We start from the raw sequence: 19,232 nt of genomic DNA, 5'->3' as shown, positions 1-19,232 counted from the left end.
CCCAAATTCTTAATTGTATTACGCATTGTCACGGCAATGACGCAGTCCTGGAACGGGACTGGCCTCGTCACATCGAATTTGATGAGCAATATCAGCCTGAGAACGTAGGCGATGTTCTGGTTTCTTGTATCCAAATGTACTTTCGGTTTTTTTCGACCGGTGCTGTAGCGGATACGCACCTGCCTTGATATCAATAAAACACCGATGCAACTACGAATGGTTGCCTCACACTCACTCGAACAGAGGAGCCCTTCGTATGTTCTCGTCCAGCGAACTCGAACTGAACCTTCTTGCCCTGCTCACTCAGCTGTTCACGGGCAGCGCGGACAACGGGAACGCGCCCGCGTCCTGAGCCTGCCGGCGATGCCGGGTACGGCACTGTAACTCAATCGCACCAGGAAACCAGATTTACTCTCGAAGTTTATTGGTTCGCACCGACACACGCCCGGGTCCAAAATCGTACCGAGACTGTTCATCGCGTATTTCTGGACTTCATCGACCACAAGGTCCGTGAAGACATGAACACCAATCAGGGCCAAGGAGTACCCGTGACACAGATTCACGCTGCGACACACAAACATCGGGTGCCGCCGGAGCATCGCGTGCTCGGACTCGATCGACGCACGTTTCCACCGGCGCTCTTCGTCGTCGCGGTTTTCATCATCATGATCTTCGTGATACCGCGTGTCGACGCAGCCATCGATTTGGAGGACCCCGTCCTCGCAGGGGAGCAACTCGCGATCAGCGACCGCATCGTTTTCACCCCGGCCACCGGCTGGAATGTCGAGGATGGCTTCCGCGTGACCGACGACGGGCGCAGACACGGCGACGCCACCATCTCCGATAGCGGCGTGTCCTTCGAAATCTCGACGGACACATTCGACGGCACTCCCGACGCACTGTTGGATCAGGTCGAGAAAGTCACGTCCCGCACCGACGACCCGACCTTCCGGGTCGACGGAAACCGCACCACCCTCACAACGCTCACCGGAGAGACCGGGGTCGCTCAGCCGTACGGCAGCGTGAACGGCGACGGTGTCGTTGCCGCATTCGTTCTCGACGGCACCGGTCTGAAGATCGCCGCATACGGTCCTCCGGCTCAGATGACGGCCGCTAACGACGCCATCCAAACCATGATCGCGAGCATCCGGACCGTAGAGGGGAACAACTCATGAGCGAGACCGACACGAACGCAACGACGCATGGCGTGAGCCCCGACGCCCGGCGACGACAGGCTCGGGCTCTCGAGGTCTCCGGTTGGGGTGAGCGCTTCGTTTTCGTACAACCTCACAACCTCTCGTTCTGGGTGTACGTGCTGCTGGTCGGATTCGGCGTTTTTCAGACGTGGTCCTTCTTCGAACCGACGGCCGGGTTCTACGCAGATGGATTCGTGGCAGCGGCGGTTCTCTGCGGACTGTGCGGTCTGGCGTGGTTCGCCTGGTTCCGCCACATCGACCGGTGGGAACGTCAACCGGGCCGCCTCATCGTCGCCGCGCTCCTGTGGGGCGCTGTTGCGGCCACCTTCGCATTCGCGTTGCCCGCGAACAACGCGTTGCTCGGCATCTACACCAAGTTGTTCGGCCAAGAGTGGGTTGCAGACTGGGCGGCGGGTGCCGCGGCACCATTCACCGAGGAGGCTGCAAAGCTGTGCGGATTCGTACTCCTGATGGGCCTTGCCCCGCGCTTGATCCGCACCGCAAACGACGGTTTGATCGTCGGCGCGTTCATCGGACTCGGGTTCGCGGTCTTCGAGGACTTCCAATATGCCGCCAACTCCACCGCACGGGCGTTCGGTACCGATCCGGTCGGTCAGGCCGTGTCGATGTCGTTCACCCGTATCGCGGTCAGCTTCGCCTCGCACCCCCTCTTCAGCGCCCTTGTCTGCTCGGGTGTCATCTACCTCATCGGCACCGCGGCCCAGCCACGCCGGATCGGGCGCGGACTGGCATTCGTGTTGTTGGGCATGTTTCTGCACTTCACCTGGGACGACGCCACCGGCCTGGGCCAGGGAGGCATCCTGACGTTCCCCGTCATGATCGCCTCCCTCGTTCTCGGTTTCACCGTACTGACCATCGCGTTTCGACGCGCAGCGCCGCGTGAATACGAGTTCGTCCGCGACATCCTCGCCCCCGAGGTCGAAGCGGGGACAGTGACCGACGCAGAGGTGGATGGCATCCTGGAGAAGAAGGCGCGTAAGGCGTTCATCAAGTCCGCGCCCCATCACAAGTCCCGTCGAGCACGCAAGCACCTTCGGCGCGCGATTCTCGACCTCGCCCACGACCTTGCCGACGGCAAGGGAGCCGACACCGAGGCCGTGCGTCACTCTCGCTCGGAGGTCGAGCGTCTGCGCGTCAAGGCCGGCTGACCGACAATCGAACAGAACCGGTACCGCCCGAACGTGTTTCGGGCGGTACCGGTTTTCCTGTCCCGGCCCTATGACGTCCGAGTCAGAAGTCGGCGCTCGTGGAGGCAGCAGCGGTGACCGACGGCGAATTGCCTTTCTCGGGCGATTCCCCACGCGTCGTCCACTGCCAATCCCGCACGACGGGCAGGTCGTCACCGTGCTCGCGAGTCCACTGTCGAGCCCGCCTGCGGGTGTCGACCATCTCCTGTCGTAGCGACGCCGCCCTCGAGCCGAGTCCTGGCGTGCGGTCGATGACATCGATGACCAGATGGAACCTGTCCATGTCGTTCATCATCACCATGTCGAAGGGCGTGGTGGTCGTTCCCTCCTCCTTGTAGCCGCGCACGTGCAGATGGGCGTTGTTGGCTCGGCGGTAGGTCAGCCGATGAATGAGCCACGGGTAGCCGTGATAGGCGAAGATCACCGGCACATCCACCCCGAAGAGGCTGTCGTACTCGCGTTGTGGCATCCCGTGCGGATGCTCGGTCTCGTCCTGCAACCGCATCAGGTCGACCACGTTGACGAACCGAATCTTCAGATCCGGCAGACCTTCCCGCAGGATGCTGACGGCAGCCAGAGCCTCGAGGGTAGGGACATCGCCTGCGGCAGCGATCACCACGTCCGGATGCCCCTCGTCGTTGCACGCCCATTCCCAGATACCGGCTCCGCGAGCGCAGTGCAGATCGGCCTCGTCCCCGGTGAGCCAGTCGAACGACGGCTGCTTACCCGACACGACGACGTTGACGTAGTGCCGACTTTCCAGACAGTGCTGCATGGTGGACAGCAACGTGTTCGCATCCGGCGGCAGGTAGACGCGCACGACTTCCGCTCTCTTGTTGACCACGTGGTCGATGAAGCCGGGATCCTGATGCGAGAATCCGTTGTGATCCTGACGCCACACATGTGAGCTGAGCAGATAGTTCAAGCTGGGCACCTGCGGTCGCCACGGGATGTCGCGGGTGGTCTTGAGCCACTTCGCGTGCTGGTTGAACATCGAGTCGACGAGGTGGATGAACGCCTCGTAGCAGCTGAAGATTCCGTGCCGGCCGGTCAGTGTGTAGCCCTCGACCCATCCTTGGCAGGTGTGTTCGGAGAGTATCTCCACCACACGCCCCGAGCGGGCCAGGTGCTCGTCGGTGTCCACGATGGTTCCGGCGAAGACCTTGTCGGTGACCTCGTACACCGGGTTGAGCCGGTTCGACGCCGTCTCGTCCGGGCCGAAGATTCTGAAGTTCGTGGGGTTGTCTCGCACCACATCGATGAGGTACTCGCCCAGGACCCGTGTCGGCTCGTGGATCGAGCCTCCAGGTTCGCTGACCTCGACGGCTCGGTCTCGGAAATCCGGCAACCGAAGTGGACGGGTCAGCAGGCCTCCGTTGGCATGCGGGTTGGCGCTCATTCGGCGCTCCCCCACCGGGGCGAGGGCGCGCAGCGACTCGACCAGTACCCCGTCGGTCCCGAACAGCTCTTCGGCCCGATACGACCGCATCCACTGCTCGAGCTGAGCGCGGTGCTCGTCGTTCTCGCGAGTCGCCGCCAGCGGGACCTGATGGGCCCGCCACGTACCTTCCACCGGCAGCCCATCGACGACCTTCGGGCCGGTCCACCCCTTGGGGGTGACCATCAGAATCATCGGACCGGGACGCCGTTCGAGGTCGCCGTCCACCCGCGCTGCGCGCTGATTCTCCGTGATCAGATCGTGAGCCCTGTCCATGGCCTCGGCCATCTGCTGGTGCACGTGCGCCGGGTCGTCGCCCTCGACCGTGATCACCTCGTGGCCGTAGCCCCGCAGCAGGCTCTCCAGTTCCTCGCGGTGAATGCGCGCCGGAACGGTCGGGTTGGCGATCTTGTAGCCGTTCAGATGCAGGATCGGCAGCACCGCCCCGTCGTGGACCGGATCGAGGAACTTGTTGCTGTGCCACGACGCGGCCAACGGCCCGGTCTCGAACTCTCCGTCACCGACCACCGCGACGACAACGAGGTCGGGATTGTCCATCGCCGCACCGTAGGCGTGGGAGAGCACGTACCCGAGTTCACCGCCCTCGTGGATCGAGCCCGGCGTCTCCGGTGCCACGTGGCTGGGGATCCCGCCGGGAAAAGAGAACTGCCGGAAGAGCTTTCGCAGGCCTTCGGTACCCGCCCCGATGTGTGGATAGACCTCGCTGTACGTGCCTTCCAGGTACGCGTTGGCCACCAGAGCCGGCCCGCCATGACCGGGGCCGGCCAAGAAGATGGCATCGACGTCGCGGTTGCGGATGAGCCGATTCATATGTGCATACACAAGATTGAGCCCGGGACTGGTCCCCCAATGACCGAGCAGACGCGGCTTGACGTCCTCCGGAACGAGCTCACGTTCGAGCATCGGGTTGTCGAGAAGGTAGATCTGTCCGACGGACAGATAATTCGCTGCTCGCCACCACCGATCGATAGCGTCCAGCTCCGCTTCGTCGAGCGCTGCTGTGCTGTCAGAGACCATCGTTGTTCCTCGATTCTCTGTGTTTGTCGAACATTGCACTCACCCTGTCGTCAGACCGTGATGTCGCCCGTGCCGAGTAGCACGAGCGCCAGAATTGCTGCGCCCGTGAGCAATCCGCACACGATGCGTTCCGGGCCGGTGAACACCCGACCCGAGTGCTCGCGCCGCGCCACGACGTAGAGCAGCGTTCCGGGCGCGTACACCAGGCAGCCGAGCAGCACGTACTCCACGCCTGCCGCGTACAGCAGGAAGACGGAGTACACGACCGCCAGGATCCCGATGACGAGTTGACGGCGTCGCTCGTCGTCATCGCCCGGACCGTAGGTCTCGCGAGTGAGAGTCAGCTTCACCGCGTAGGCCGCCGCCAGCAGATAGGGAATCAACGTCAGGGCCGTGTCCAGCGAGAGCATGAAGTCCAGCGCGTCGCCGACGACCAGAACGAGCAGCAGGAAGATCTGCACGCTGATGTTCGTCAGAAGCAGGGCTGCAACCGGTGTTCCACCGGAGTTCTCTCGGCCGAGCCTCTTCGGCAGAATCCCGGTTCTCGCGGGCATGAACATGACCTCGGCATTGAGCAGCGTCCAGGCGAGGTACGCGCCCAACACGGAGATCACGACCCCGAGGTCGATCAGCGTCCCGCCCCAGGGCCCGACGACCTCTTCGAGTACGACGCCCATCGACGGGGCGGCGGCGTCGGCCAGGTCCGTTCGGGGAAGCACCCCGTACGACACCGTCGTCACCGAGCCGAAGAGGGCAAGTGTGCTGAGCAGGCCCACCAGGGTTGCCCGGCCGATATCGGCGCGCTTCTGGGCGATCCGTGAATACACGCTCGCCCCCTCGATGCCGAGAAAGACGAAGGTGGTCAGGAGCATGGTGTCGGTGACCTGCGTGAACAGGCTCTCGCCTGTATCGCGGCCCCAGAAGTTCTGGGCGAATACACTGGGGTCGAAGGCCACCACACAGATGACGACGAAGACGGCGATCGGCAGCAGCTTGGCCACCGTCACGATCCTGTTGATGATCGCCGCCTGACGGATCCCCCGCATGATGAGCAGGTGAACGACCCAGATGATCACTGACGCGCAGATCACTGCGAGAACCGTGTTTCCGGCTCCGAGACCAGGGAGGAAAGCGCCGATGCTCGCCATGGCGAACGTCAGGAAGAACACGTTCCCGACGATGTTGCTGGCCCAGTATCCCCACGCAGCGTTGAAGCCTGCGTAGTTCCCGAAGCCCTCCTGGGCGTAGACGTAGATCCCGCTGTCGAGGTCCGGTTTCCTCAGGGCGAGCGACTGGAACACCAGTCCGAGCATGAGCATTCCGGATCCGGCAATCGCCCACGCGATGAGAGACCCGACCACCCCGGTCGCGGAGCCGAAACCGCCGGGGAGGGTGAAGATCCCGCCACCGACCATCGACCCGATGACCATCGCGGTCAACGTGGTCACGTTGACCTTGCGGTCCGCCTGTTCCGCGGTACCCGTCATGGGTCAGTGCTGCTGGCGAACGATGGGGAACAGGATCGTGTCACGAATGCTGAGACCGGTCAGGTTCATGACGAGCCTGTCGACGCCGAGCCCCATTCCGCCGGTCGGCGGCATGCCGTACTCCAGCGCTTCCAGGAAATCCTCGTCCACCTGCATCGCCTCCGCATCGCCGGCCGCAGCCAGCAACGACTGGGTGACGAGACGCTCACGCTGGTCGACCGGGTCCACCAACTCTGAGTAGGCGGTGCCCTGCTCGGCTCCGAAGATCACCAGGTCCCACTTCTCGGCGAGCCGTCCATCGCTGCGATGCGGCCTGGTCAGCGGAGCGTTCTCCTTCGGGAAGTCCGTGTAGAACACGGGCGTCGTCGTCTGCCCCTCGCAGAGCTCCTCGTAGATGCCTTCGAGCGCCGCTCCCCACGTCGGGTCCTCGACCAGCTCGGCACCGACCTTCTCAGCGTGTCGCAGCAGCTCCACCTTCGGGGTATCCGCCGTGATCTCCTCGCCGAGCGCCTCGGACACGGCCTGGCACATAGTCTTGACCGGCCAGTTGCCGGAGAGGTCGTACTCGACCATCTTGCCGTCACGGTCGGCACGCCGAGCGATCGGCTCACCGTGAACGGCGATCGCAGCCTCCTGAATCAGCTGCTGCGTCAGCATGCGCATGGTGTTGTAGTCGCCGTAGGTCTCGTAGACCTCGAGGGACGTGAACTCGGGGTTGTGCTTGAAGTCCGCTCCTTCGTTACGGAACTGCCGACCCACTTCGAAGACCTTCTCCATCCCTCCGACCAGCAGCCGCTTGAGGTGCAGCTCCGTGGCGATACGCAGATAGAGATCCATGTCATAGGCGTTGATGTGGGTCTCGAACGGACGTGCGTTCGCCCCACCGTGCACGGTCTGCAGGATGGGCGTCTCCACCTCGGTGAATCCCCGGCTCTGCAGTGAGTCGCGGATACTGCGCACCACCGTCGCACGCTGGTAGGCCACAGTTCGGGCCTCCGGTCGAACGATCAGGTCCACATACCGCATGCGAATCCTGGCCTCGGGATCGATGAGGCCTTTGTGCTTGTCGGGAAGAGGGCGCAGGGACTTGCTGGTCATCATGACCGACGTCGCCCGCACGCTCAGCTCTCCCTTGTGGGTGGTCACGACCTCACCCGTGACTCCTACCTGATCGCCGAGGTCTACGGAATGCTCCCAGAAGTGCAGGTCGCTCGCCCCGAGGTGCTGCACGTCGACCATGACCTGCAGATCGCCGCTGCCGTCGCGCAGCGTGGCGAACGCGACGCTTCCCATGTCGCGCTTGAGTACGACCCGTCCGACGACGGAGACGACCGTGCCGGTCTCGGTGTCGACAGGCAGCTCGCCCGCCTCGTCCCTGACCTGCGCCAACGTGTGAGTCCGTGGCGCAGTGGCCGGATAGGGGTCGACGCCCTCCTCGCGGAGTCGGTCGAGCTTGAGCCGTCGCACCCGCATCTGATCCGGCAGCCGGTCGATCGACAGGGCCTCGGCGACCACGTCCCGCGCCGGGGGAATCAGCGTCCGGACCTGCTCGGCGTACTCCTCGTGTCCGGTGGCGAGACCGTCGTCGCCGCGGCCTCGGCGGCGCAACAGGTCGATCGAGGGAACCGTCAGGAAGCCCTCGGCGCTACCGGCGGCCGTGCCCACTCGTGGCAGGTCGGAGGCGTACTCGTAGCCCATGTAGCGCGGCTGCCAGTCCGGTAGGTACTTGGCATTCGATCGGTACAGCGACTCGAGCTGCCATGTCTTGCTCGCGAGCAGCAGGCCCTGCCGCCAGACCCGCGCAACCGGCCCTGCCCCGACCTGCGCACCACGCTCGAAGGCCTCGCGGAACATCGCGAAGTTGAGCGAGACCGGGCCGACGCCGATGCGCGAGGCCTGTGCCGCGAGGGCACCGACGAGGAACTCGACGAGTCCGTTGTCGGCCGTGGGGTCTCGACGCATCAGGTCCAGAGAAAGACCGGTCCTGCCCCACGGGACGAAGCTCAGGAACCCTCGCAACCGTCCGGTCTCGTCGTTCGCCCGCACCAGGACGCAGTCGCCGTCGAGCGGATCCGCAAGTCGGCCCAGTGCCATCGAGAACCCACGCTCGTCGCCACCGTCTCCGCGCCAGTGCTCTGCTGCGTCCGCGAGCGCCGCGAAGTCATCGGCGCTCAGCGCTGAATGCCGCAGAACAGTGGCGGTGTACCCACGCCGCTGCAGTCGATCGACCGACCGCCGCACCTCCTTCATCCCCGGGGCGTTCAACGAGAACGTCGCCATGTCCACGATCGCCTCGTCGCCGATATCGAGCATCGTCAGGCCTGCATCGGCGTAGGCCTCGGCTCCGCTGTGGCCGGCCCCCATCACCGCGAGGGACAGGCCCTGTTCACGAGACCACCGTCGCCAGGCCTCGATGGCCCCGGGCCAGTACTCTCTGGCACCGACCGGGTTTCCGCTCGCCAGGCATACCGAACCGATCGCACGGTAGGAAATACCGGCGTGCGCCGTTCCGGCGTCGCCGGAGTCCCATACGACACCCTTGTCGCGACGCGTCGCGAAGTAGCCGAGCGAGTCCTCGTCACCGTGATCCCGCAGCATTCCGCGCACGATGGCTTCGTCGATCGCCTCGGGAGTCGTGATCTTGCGCGGTGCACCGAAGAAAATTCCTGCGGCACCGATGACCACGACCGCCCCGACGAACCCCACGATGGCGCGTACCCAAATGGGCGCGCTGACTCCCGAGACCAGATCCGTTCCGGCACGCCCGACATCGGCGAACATCGTCGACAGGACGTATGTTGCGGCACTGCCGATGCCGTCGGCAGTGCCGAACGCACGCACCAATACCGAGCCGAGCAGCAGCATCACGATGCCTCCGCCGAGGAAGACCGCAAGGGCTCGGCGCAGGCTCCCCGGCACGCGACGAGCCACGAACTGAGCCCGTACCCGCCACGCCAGTACCACCAGCGCGAGGCTGACGAGCACTCCGAGGATGTTCGGCACCACGTGTTCGCCGTCGACGATGTTCCAGACCCGACCGATGCTCGGGATGACGAACCACCACGCGATCAGGAGCACGAGGGCAGGTCGAAGTCGTCGCCGCAGGGCCACGCCCATCACGTACAGCAGCGCGGCGTAGACGAGTCCCGGGTACACGGGCACCAGTAAGAGCGACACGATGTCGTCGTCCGCTGCGAAGTAGCGGTACCACGGCGGTACCAGCGTGATCACCAGGACAAAGGTCGCGAAAAGAAAAGCAGCCGCGGCAAACAGGTCGGGCCAACGGTCGGGGGATGGCCGCTGAGTCTGGATTGCGCCGCGTTCCTCTTTTTGCTCCACAGTCATGAAAGGGATACCTCCCGCGAACGAGCCGCCCCCTGGGCGGCAATTCTTTTCCGGACATGCCATTTGAAGATGCTCGCGCGGGCAAGGTTCCCCTGCACGTCGGCCGTCGGATCACGTTGGGCGACCGCCGAATCGAGCGTATCCGAATGTGGACGTCGTCATGATGCGGAAAGCGAAAAGATTCACAATGCCTGTTTTGCCGAACAATGTAGGCGGACTCAGATAATTGCACCGCGATAAGCTGCGATGCCTAAATGAAACCGCCAGAGCCGAACGGCGACAACCTGATTGCGAATGCGGCAGACTGTCCCTATGACCCTCGGTCTCACCACTGCTGTTGTCGCCGCCATTTGCTACGGCGTCGGGTCGATCCTGCAGGCAGCCGCGGCACGCGGCACAGCCCAGGTCGAGGGACTCGATCCGCGGTTGCTCGTCCGGCTCCTGAGATCCTGGAAATATCTGCTCGGAGTGGGCCTCGACGGCCTCGGGTTCCTGCTCGGTCTCGTCGCCGTCCGTTCCCTCCCGCTGTTCGTCGTCCAGTCCATCGTGGCGAGCTTCCTCGCCATCACCGCCATCCTGGGCGCGATCTTCCTGAAAATGCCCCTCTCGCGCCGAGACAAGGTGGGTATCGCGGTCGTCGTCATCGGCCTCGTGCTCGTCGGGTCCTCGGCGGCCGAGGACGCCGAGGTCGCCGTATCGGCGGCCGAGACCTGGGGTGTCCTCATCGCCACCGTCATGCTCGTGGTGCTTGCCATCCCCGCAGGGCGGCTCAACGGTGCCGCGGGCGCGACGGCTATGGGTGCCGTGGCCGGCCTGGCTTTCGGGGCAACGGCAGTGGCAGCGCGGATGCTGCCCGACGACCTCGCGGCCATCCCCGCCAGCCCCGCCACCTGGGCGTTGGTGCTGGGCGGAGTGACCGCGCTCCTGACTTACTCGGTGGCCCTGCAGCGTGGCACCGTGACGCAGGCGACGGCCCCCGTCGTCGTGGGCGAGACCATCGCGCCTGCGATCGTCGGTCTCACTCTGCTGGGCGATGCACCACGGCCGGGATGGGGAATCGTTGCTGCGATCGGTTTTGTCCTGGCTGTCGCCGGAGCGGTCAGCCTCGCTCGTCATGGAGAAATCGAGGAAGAGGCACCCTCGACGTGAGCGCCTACTGTCGGCCCCGCGCCGCGACCACCCCGAGGCAGACGATCCAGGCGCTTATGCCGACGATGTGAATGCGCTGGGACACACCCACAGCCGATGACGGCTCGGTGGCACTGTCGAAATACCCGAAGACGAGACTGGCGACCACTCCGACAATCCAGAAAGTCCACCACGCGAACCTTTTCAACCATCGAGGACCGGTGGTACGTGTCGCGAACCAGACCGCAGCGACACCGGTGAACAGTGCAACGTTGGAGAGCAGGCTTGCGCCATCGTGAATCTGCAACTGAAGCTGGTCGGACGGTGACGAACACGTGACGCTCGGGCCGCACGGGGCCGACACCACGGCGGCTGCGATTGCTCCGAGCGCAAAGACCACCGTCGCCCAGACAGCGACCTCACGCCACCACCCCGAGGGCAGCGCCGACCTCACCGGCGGCAGTAGCGCGACCACAAGCACGGCACACACGACGTCGGTGACGCGCAACAACACTGCGTTCGGCTCCCCCGGGGCCTGCAATTCGCTGACGACCTCACCCAGGCCACGGAAGTCACGCAGCACCCAATCGATCAGGAAGTTGGCGTAGAGAAACGCGGCCACCAGACCGATCCCGATCAGGACTCGCGACCGAATGTTCGTCATGAGCCGACCCGATCACTTCGGCTGCGCCGACTCGACCATTCCCGCGAACGTGGACTCGAAAGCGCCAGCAGTACAAGGATACTCCCGCCGATGGCGGGGAGATCACCGATACCGAGCGGAGCCCGGTTCCCCAGAGTGGACGCAAAACCCACCAACGACGTCAAGGCACACGCGGACATCAGGCCGAGTCGGGCCCACTGATAGCCGGACATGACCCGCAGGGCGAGGAAGACATCGATCACAGTCAACGAGACAAGCACGGCCACCACCGTCCCTACGGTGACCGTGCTCGTCAGATCCACCACGTCGCGGCTTCCCAGCCGGACAAGCAGGTCCGGAGCCGTGAGCAGCAGCAGTGCCAGCGTGAGGTAGCAGACACCCCTGAGCAGTGCCAAGCTCGATCCGAGCATGATCATCGCGGGACGGCGGTCCCGGCTGTCTGTCGGGACATCGTGCTGGACCGACGATGTCGTGACGGCGCTCAGATCGAGGATCGGCAGATCGCCGTCGGTGAGGATGCGATCGCCTCCCCCGTTCCGGGTGTGATAGCCGGAAGCAAAGCGCTCGAGCGTCCGCACCGTCACCGCCGGCGCAGCCTCCGTGAGGGTACCCACGACGAAGTCGCGTTCGACGTCGATGTCCTCCTCGATCTTGTGCGTCACCTGCAATGTGAAGAGCGACAGTCCTACTCGTCGGTCGTACGTCGCGGCACCCAGCCAGTGCACCGGGAAGCCACCCGGTAGCAACCATCCCGGCGGACATCGCCACAGTCGCAGGTGGTGCCGCTTCGAAGGACTGCCTGCCACCTCGCGCTGATAGGCGAAATCCTGCTGTCGACCGAAGAGATACAAAGGACTCACCGGTGCCTGCGGGTAACTGCGCCTCGACGCGATACGACGCACCAGTCGCCACGAGGTGCCGAGGCCGAGATCGTCGGCGCGCGTCCACCCGGCGGCATCGAAAGCCTCTTGAATCTGCGCTTCGTCGCCCAGCAATCCGAGGTTGACGGGGTCGCCCAGCAGCCCATCGCTGGTGCGCGCGCGTCCGATGAAATAGTTCGGCACGTAGACGCTGGTGAGGATGCCATGCAGCCGAGGAAGTACGAGGTAGGTGACGAAGAGCCAGAAGACCACGAGCAGCGGTAGTTGCCAGCCACCGACCACGCCGTCGCGCAGCAGGACGTAGGCCAACCAGATTGCCGCCACACCCGAATAGGCGAAAAATGCCCAATCCACGACACCGACGAGCGAGAGCTCACGATCCTGCGATCGGTCGATCGACATATTCCGATTCTGCACGAAGTCCCACCGGCGGTATGACCGATTACTCGAATCGGCCGAAGGCCCTGGCTGTGTGGCAAGTTCACATACACGCTGTCACACAACGGAACAGCCGGCCGAATCGTCGGTGCCTCGATGGTGCTCGAAATGCGTTGTGTTGCAGCTGACAGCGTTCACATGGACTCCGGTGTCCCCAGTCGGACTCGAACCGATACTGCGCGGATTCGATGTCGCTGGAAGTGGATCCACTCGAACTACTCTGGATCCTACAGTTGTTCATTTGCAGCGTTTTTCGTGCAACGCAGCCCGGACTAATTCACCACCGATCGTATCGACCCGTGACACGCCGGTGAGCACACTCGATGCGAAGGCGGCGTGGAGATGTCGGATTGGCAGCGAATGCCTCCTGCTGCCTACTTTGCGAGGCGGTCGAGCCATTCACCGAGGAGGGCACGCTCGTTCGCCGTCAACGCCGTTGCGCCGTCGATCTGTTGCTTGAGTTGCATCGGGACGCCATCCCGGTCTTGCTTGCTCACTGGTTCGGCGAGGATCGCAGTCAGCGCCGCATCGCGCGCGCGAGTGGACAGGGACATATCCCGGGAATGCGCGGGCATGGCAAGGAGTGTGAACACGACTCCTACCCCGGTGGCGCGGATCATGTTGACGGCATCGGCGACAGGAACAGCCAACAGGCCGTCTTTTGCGGCTTCCTCGATCTGTGTGCGGAGGATCGCATCGATGGCGTTTGCTGCCGATGATGAGGTGCCCGTGCGTGGTTCGCCGTAGGCGATCGAGTAGACCTGCGGGTGCAGCAGCCCCCATTCGATATGCATGTCCCAGCCCTGGCGGAGTGAATCGACGGGGTCGGCACCGGGCGTCCATCCCGTCCAGGTTGCGAGATGGGCCGAGAAGCCGTGGAGTGCGACCTGGTCGAGGAGCCCCTGCTTGTCGCCGAAAATCCGGTAGATCGTGGGAGCTTGGATGTTCAGAGCAGAAGTGAGCGCACGTGTTGTGACGGCGTCGCGGCCTTCGGCGTTCAGAAGGTCGTGCGCGGTATCGAGAATGCGGAGACGCATCTCCTCGGAACGAGTCAACGCTTTCCTTTCGTCTCGGGGAACAGCCGTGCCGACGGGATGACGGTTCGAGTCCATGATCTCACCGGCTCGGACGAGTCAGAGGTTCTCGATCGCTTGCCCGACCCGAAAGAGGATCGCTTCGTCGAAATGCTTGCCGATCAGCTGGATGCCCACCGGCAAGCCGTCGACGGTGCCGCACGGCACGCTGAGCGCGGGATGGTGCGTGACATTGAACGGGGTGGTGTTCGTCGACATCTCGATCGACGCGGCGATCGCTGCGCCGGTGCCGTGCTCGGGGTCGGGAAGCGGACGAGCGGTCTGCGGGGTCGTCGGGGTGACCAGCACGTCGAAACGTTCGAGCACATCGTCGTACGCGGCGCGGAGAGTGCGGGCGCTGTTGACGGCCTTGGCGTAGTGCAACCGGCCGGCCTGCTGGTCGACGTAGCGTCCGACGAGGGTGAACAGCCGGACGTTCGCAGGGTGCGCGTCGACGTCGCCTCTGTGGTCGAACAGGTGCTGCATCATGTCGACCGGGTAGTAGTCGGGACGCCCGAAGCCGAAGCCCTGGTTACGAAGAACGGTCTCTGCCATGCCCTCGATCGCGATAGCGGTCCACAGCGCAGAACCCAGCGAGTGCAGCGGGATGGACACCTCCTCCACGATCGCGCCCTGCCGACCGAGGGAGTCGACTGTGTCACGGACCGTCCTGTCGACGTCTGCTTCGGCGTTCTCGGTTCCGAAGCCCTCCGTGAGGACACCGATCCTCAGCCCCTTTACTCCGTCGTCGATGCGGCTCGAGTAGTCGCCGACGACGATGTCACGTTGGCGGAAGTCGATGCCGTCGGAGCCAGCGATGACCGTGAGGAGCCGGGCGTTGTCGACGACGGTGCGGGTCATCGGACCGACGTGGTCGAAGTAGCCGTCGAGGGTGCCGATGCCGGTGTAGGGCACCAGGCCATACGTAGGCTTCAGGCCCACAACGCCGGACCAGGAAGCCGGCATGCGGATCGAACCCGCCTGGTCGGCCCCGAGTGTCATGTCCGCATCGCCGGTCACGAGCGCGACAGCGCTGCCACTGGAGGATCCGCCCGAGGAATACCCCATACGGTGGGGATTGTGCACGACACCCGTTGCGGCCGTGTGGGATCCGCCCGACATGCAGAAGTACTCGTTGGTCGTCTTGCCGATCACCTCTGCTCCCGCGGCGAGCACCCTCGTCACAACCGTCGCGTCCTCCTTCGGCACGAACGTCTCCAGCTCCCTGGACCCGTTGCGCATAGGCACCCCGGCGACCAGGATGCTGTCCTTCACACCGAGCCGTACACCGGCGAGTGGGCCCGAGTCGGCACCCGGAATCGATGTACGAACCTCCCACGCGTGGTGCGGATCTTCCTCGACTGTGGGAACGGTGTAGTTCACCGCGTCACGGCTGCGCAGGACCTCGGTTTCCGGGATGGCGCTGAGGGCGTCCAACACACCGACCATCCCGGAGATCATCGCTGTGAACTCCTCGGGAGCTTCGGCGATGTCGGTATAGCCGATTTCGGCTGCCAGGGAAGCGATTTGCGCCGAACTCGGCTTCTGAACGGACATGGGCGTTCTCCTGATCGATTCGTGTCCACAAACTGCTAACATAAAAACGTTAGCATGCGGAGGCCGCTGGTTTCAATGTCCAGAGAGACCGTGAAGGCTCCCCCAACGGTCTCGCGCGGGGATCACTGTGAGGCAGCTCGATCCGACGTGCTCGCCGAGCCGGTGCGCGATCGCCCCGGCGGCGTCACCGTGGACGGACTTACGCGGTCACCACGGGAGGGTGGTGCCGTTTGCCAATCTGCGTCAACTCCGCGATCGGCTGCAGTGAAAACCGGCCGCTCAACCGAGAAGAGATCGAGCAGGTTCGGGCCAGTCAGCGGATTTCACATCCGCTGCGCCACTTGTCTATTCACACCCACAGACATACGCAGAAGTTCACAACACCCGCTACTCCCCTGAAGCGACGAGGCGGAGCCACAGAACCTGCTCGGCATGGGAGCCAAGGGCCGGTGGGGTGGCCCGCGGGGACGTCTCCATTCTTGCGTCTACCGATCGCCCCGCGGTGTACGGTGACCGCGGGGATGGATACGGCTCGGGAAGAATGTCGGGGGATCATGACTCTGTTCGGTGTGCTCGATCGCGTATTGACTCGACGACTGCCTCTGCAGCCTCCGGACGATCCCCATGCCTCGATCCTCCCGACCCCGATCGACAACGACGCCTTCTTCCTCACCCCTCCCGGCATCGAGGACCTCGCACCCGGTGCGGTGATCCGGCAGCGCACGACCCGCGGTCTGGTGCCCCGGCCGCGAACGGCCCTGCATCAGTTCATGGTGCGATCGACCGACGCGCGGGGTCTCCCCGCCGGCGTCACCGCCTCACTGCTGATCCCGAAGCGGCCGTGGACCGGGCGCGGACCGCGGCCCGTCGTCGCCCACAACATGGCCATCGATTCCCTCGGAGCCAAGAGCACGCCGTCGTACCGGCTCGTGCACGGTGTCGGCACCGACCTCCCACCGGTGATGCCGCTCTGGCTCGCTCGCGGATACGCCGTCCTCGTCGCCGATCACCAAGGCCCGCGGATGTCGTACTCCGAAGGCACGATGGCCGGGCACGCCGTCCTGGACTCACTACGCGGGATGACGGCCGTCGCCCCGGAGCTCGCCGACAGCCCAGTGGTGGCCTACGGCTACAGCGGCGGCGCGATCGCCACCACGTGGACGGCGCAACTGCAGCCGAAGTACGCGCCGGACGTGAGGTTGGCGGGTGCCATTGCCGGTGGAACGCCCACCGACTTCTCGATGCTGCTGGACACCATGAACGGCACCATCGCGGCCGGCCTGCTGGGTGCGGCGAGCATGGGTCTCGCGCGTGAGCACCCCGAGATGGTGGAGTTGTTCGGCCCGAAGGCGCTGCTCTTGGCGTCCTGGGTGAAGGACATGTCCGTCCTCCCCCTGGCCTTGGGCGGGTTGGCACGCATGCGAATCGAGGACCTGGCGTCCGAGCCCGACCCGTTCGACTCCGACATCGCGCGGCGGGTGATCGCCGCGAACCGTCCGGGTGCCGACGCGCCGTCGGCACCGGTCGCGTTCTTCCACGGCTCCGCGAGCAAGTGGATCGGCGATCGCTTCATCCCCGAGGCCGGCGTGACTGCCCTGATCGAGCAGTGGCGCAGCAAGGGTGCCAACGTGCATTACGAGCCCGTGGCAGGCGACCACTTCATCGGTGCCATGACCGGACTGCCGTTCATGTTGCGTTGGACTGCAAGGCAATTCGCGATCAACGGTTCGAGTTAGCTCGCCGAAGCGACATAGCGCTGTGACCAGGAACGGCGGCGGATTTCGCAAGCCAGGCGAACGCTACGCGGTCCCGCTGGACTGGTCGCAGCCGTTGGCGATGCGAGCGTTCTACGACACAATCTTCCGGCCTGCGTTGGTCGCCGTCGACCTACCGGCGAGCGCCCAGGCAGACGGCGCGACGCCAGCAGTGCGCGGGGTGCGTATCCACGACCTACGCCACTCGATGGCGACAATGCAGCTGATGGCCGGGACGCACTTTATGCAGGTCTCAAAGTGGTTCAGCCACAGCATGTTCACGCTCACACTGGATACGTATGGCGACTGGATACCCGAAGAAGACGGCGGCGCTGGCAACCTGCTCCCGCCACCACCAACTGCTATCCCGCAACCTGGTGCGCAGGAATCAGAGCCGTCTAACGTGGTGAAGCTGTTCGGGAAGCGCTCGGGTTAGTTCAAAGTTTGCTTTAGGCTGGTCTGACCGACTTCGATCAGGTAACCACGCGCACTCTCTAAATCTGAAATTACGCGGTTCAACTGCTGTTTTGTCGAGCGCACGAGTTCATCGTCGGCCTGCCGACCGGCTTTCACGATTTCCGCCGCTCCCACAAATGCCGAAACCGGCCCAACGGACTCATTCACGACATGCCTGATCTTGACGCATGCATCCGCCTCTTCATGCGCTCCGATCACTCTAAGGCTCCCCGCCAGCGCTCCCAACTTTCGCGCATTTGCGTCCAACAGACTCATATGCTCGATAGCTTGTTCTTCTCCTGTCAGCACGACCGACTTCGCTAAATCGCCGCCAATCTCAATCGTCGTCTCGATCGCCGAAGAAAGAATACGCACCAAAGTATCGCGACGCCATTTCTCAAGCTCCAACAGACGAGCAGCGTCTAGACCTTTCTGGCTCTGCTCCAAGGTTTTTCTCAGTGCATTCTGATTTTCCTTAGTAGTAACCAGCAGAGTCGCGGATATGCCAACCAAGCTGGCCACCGCAACTACGCTGCTGGCGATTACGGGTATCCATTCCGCTGCCATCAGATAACCTTAAGAAGTCGCTCGGGCATCGCTTTCGATACGGATTCGATTGTTCTCTGTGACTTTTCGAGGATCTGCAGGACAAAAGTAAAGTAGCTAATTGCGCCTAGCTTGAGCTCCCCCGGTCTTCTTATTCCGTTATTCAGCCAGCTTTCAATCTCACCAAATCCGATTTTCGGATCGTAAATACTGAAGTTTGAATTGTGATCTTGCGGGGAATCGCCCAATTCCGAGCGCGACGCACCAAAAACAAAATCGACCGAAACCTTGTCCGCCCAATCAGCGGCAGCGGACGCCAGGAGGACTGCCATTGGACACGAGTACTCTCGATCGAGCAGGCCTACAAGTTTATCCATCGATGAAAAATTTGGCAACGTCATCTCAGGCCCATCGATGTAGATCGAGTCACCCTTTTCTATCCCTGGTGTGTCCAGGGCACGCTGCACAGAGCTCACCGCCAATGCGAGCGTTTCAGCAATGAGCGCGAGATTGGTCACCGACTCTGTTTGGATTCGCTCGGGCACAGACGTTCGGTCCGCGACGCGCAGTAACCGGTTCAGGTCGTTGGCGGCCTTTACGGCGTCGAGGGCTACCCAGCCCAGAAGCTCAAGAAGAGGCGCAGCACGATGGTCACCCCGGAGCCGTTGGGCATGCACCACAACAATGTTGGAGATCACTAGAGCAGGACCCAGCAAGACAAAATTTGACAGCACATTGGCGAGGAGCCCCGCTGCGTCGATTATGAGGCCACCCACGATACCGACACCAGTCAGGGCTAGTCCACCGCCGGTAAGCGCTAAAGGAAGGGGATCGTCCTCGCGCCGGGACACCCAGTTCAAGACGTTTCGGATCACCCCGAGATTGTACCGACCGGTACTGACGAGCCCCGGACGCAACGCGCACCGGGGTGGGGCCGGGGTGGCAGGCCACCCCACCTCCCCAAAACGCCCCTACCAGTGCCCCCAGTCGGACTCGAACCGACACTGTGCGGATTTTAAGTCC

General features: G+C 63.7%; 14 protein-coding genes. 5 read left to right on the top strand and 9 right to left on the bottom strand.

The window, feature by feature from the left end; genetic code table 11:
* Nucleotides 1-548: 548 nt before the first annotated feature.
* Complete coding sequence (locus CH271_RS08075) at nucleotides 549-1,175, top strand: hypothetical protein (RefSeq protein ID WP_141216934.1); 627 nt, start codon at nucleotides 549-551, stop codon at nucleotides 1,173-1,175.
* Nucleotides 1,172-2,365 (top strand): PrsW family intramembrane metalloprotease, encoded by a 1,194-nt coding sequence (locus tag CH271_RS08070; RefSeq protein WP_094633303.1) that lies wholly within the window; start codon nucleotides 1,172-1,174, stop codon nucleotides 2,363-2,365. The genes CH271_RS08075 and CH271_RS08070 overlap by 4 nt, the downstream gene beginning before the upstream one ends.
* 82 nt (nucleotides 2,366-2,447) lie before the next feature.
* On the opposite strand, the gene CH271_RS08065 is transcribed toward CH271_RS08070, so the two are convergent.
* The 3 genes from CH271_RS08065 to lysX are packed head-to-tail and all read right to left on the bottom strand — an operon-like array spanning nucleotide 2,448 to nucleotide 9,712.
* Nucleotides 2,448-4,880: a phosphoketolase family protein gene (locus CH271_RS08065; protein ID WP_094633302.1), complete on the bottom strand. Its 2,433-nt coding sequence runs from the start codon at nucleotides 4,878-4,880 to the stop codon at nucleotides 2,448-2,450.
* Nucleotides 4,881-4,930: 50 nt separating this feature from the next.
* Nucleotides 4,931-6,367 (bottom strand): basic amino acid/polyamine antiporter, encoded by a 1,437-nt coding sequence (locus CH271_RS08060; RefSeq protein WP_094633301.1) that lies wholly within the window; start codon nucleotides 6,365-6,367, stop codon nucleotides 4,931-4,933.
* 3 nt (nucleotides 6,368-6,370) lie between these two features.
* The gene (gene lysX, locus CH271_RS08055; protein WP_179274606.1) at nucleotides 6,371-9,712 is read right to left on the bottom strand and encodes a bifunctional lysylphosphatidylglycerol synthetase/lysine--tRNA ligase LysX; all 3,342 of its coding nucleotides are present in this window, start codon (nucleotides 9,710-9,712) and stop codon (nucleotides 6,371-6,373) included.
* A 312-nt stretch (nucleotides 9,713-10,024) separates the two neighbouring features.
* Here lysX and CH271_RS08050 point away from each other — a divergent pair, with 312 nt between their 5' ends.
* The gene (locus tag CH271_RS08050; protein ID WP_094633299.1) at nucleotides 10,025-10,861 is read left to right on the top strand and encodes a hypothetical protein; all 837 of its coding nucleotides are present in this window, start codon (nucleotides 10,025-10,027) and stop codon (nucleotides 10,859-10,861) included.
* A gap of 4 nt (nucleotides 10,862-10,865) precedes the next feature.
* On the opposite strand, the gene CH271_RS08045 is transcribed toward CH271_RS08050, so the two are convergent.
* The 4 genes from CH271_RS08045 to CH271_RS08030 all read right to left on the bottom strand — a co-directional run bounded on the left by CH271_RS08045 (nucleotide 10,866) and on the right by CH271_RS08030 (nucleotide 15,453).
* Nucleotides 10,866-11,504: a DUF998 domain-containing protein gene (locus tag CH271_RS08045; protein WP_094633298.1), complete on the bottom strand. Its 639-nt coding sequence runs from the start codon at nucleotides 11,502-11,504 to the stop codon at nucleotides 10,866-10,868.
* Nucleotides 11,501-12,787 (bottom strand): LssY C-terminal domain-containing protein, encoded by a 1,287-nt coding sequence (locus CH271_RS08040; protein WP_094633297.1) that lies wholly within the window; start codon nucleotides 12,785-12,787, stop codon nucleotides 11,501-11,503. The genes CH271_RS08045 and CH271_RS08040 overlap by 4 nt, the downstream gene beginning before the upstream one ends.
* Nucleotides 12,788-13,197: 410 nt before the next feature.
* Entirely contained in the window at nucleotides 13,198-13,935 is a 738-nt protein-coding gene (locus tag CH271_RS08035; protein ID WP_094633296.1) for a TetR/AcrR family transcriptional regulator, read from the bottom strand.
* A gap of 21 nt (nucleotides 13,936-13,956) precedes the next feature.
* Nucleotides 13,957-15,453: an amidase gene (locus tag CH271_RS08030; RefSeq protein ID WP_179274605.1), complete on the bottom strand. Its 1,497-nt coding sequence runs from the start codon at nucleotides 15,451-15,453 to the stop codon at nucleotides 13,957-13,959.
* Between the two features lie 554 nt (nucleotides 15,454-16,007).
* Between CH271_RS08030 and CH271_RS08025 the strand changes: the two genes are divergently transcribed.
* Together CH271_RS08025 and CH271_RS29555 are read left to right on the top strand one after the other, a co-directional pair.
* Nucleotides 16,008-17,189 carry a lipase family protein gene (locus CH271_RS08025; RefSeq protein ID WP_094633294.1) on the top strand — a complete coding sequence of 394 codons (1,182 nt, stop codon included), beginning with the start codon at nucleotides 16,008-16,010 and terminating at the stop codon, nucleotides 17,187-17,189.
* 22 nt (nucleotides 17,190-17,211) lie between these two features.
* Nucleotides 17,212-17,643, top strand: a complete 432-nt coding sequence (locus tag CH271_RS29555; RefSeq protein WP_373453557.1) for a hypothetical protein — start codon at nucleotides 17,212-17,214, stop codon at nucleotides 17,641-17,643.
* Here the strand turns inward: CH271_RS29555 and CH271_RS08015 are convergent.
* The gene (locus tag CH271_RS08015; RefSeq protein ID WP_094633293.1) at nucleotides 17,640-18,230 is read right to left on the bottom strand and encodes a hypothetical protein; all 591 of its coding nucleotides are present in this window, start codon (nucleotides 18,228-18,230) and stop codon (nucleotides 17,640-17,642) included. The two genes, CH271_RS29555 and CH271_RS08015, sit on opposite strands and share 4 nt — an antisense overlap.
* A complete protein-coding gene (locus tag CH271_RS08010) occupies nucleotides 18,230-19,084 on the bottom strand; it encodes a hypothetical protein (protein WP_094633292.1) in 855 nt (284 codons plus the stop codon). The genes CH271_RS08015 and CH271_RS08010 overlap by 1 nt, the downstream gene beginning before the upstream one ends.
* Nucleotides 19,085-19,232: the final 148 nt, after the last annotated feature.

Origin of the sequence: Rhodococcus sp. 05-340-2 (assembly GCF_002258915.1) — a bacterium.
Taxonomy (GTDB): domain Bacteria; phylum Actinomycetota; class Actinomycetes; order Mycobacteriales; family Mycobacteriaceae; genus Rhodococcoides.
Note: the sequence above shows the minus strand (reverse complement) of the source record. Positions and strands in the feature narration are given on the sequence as shown.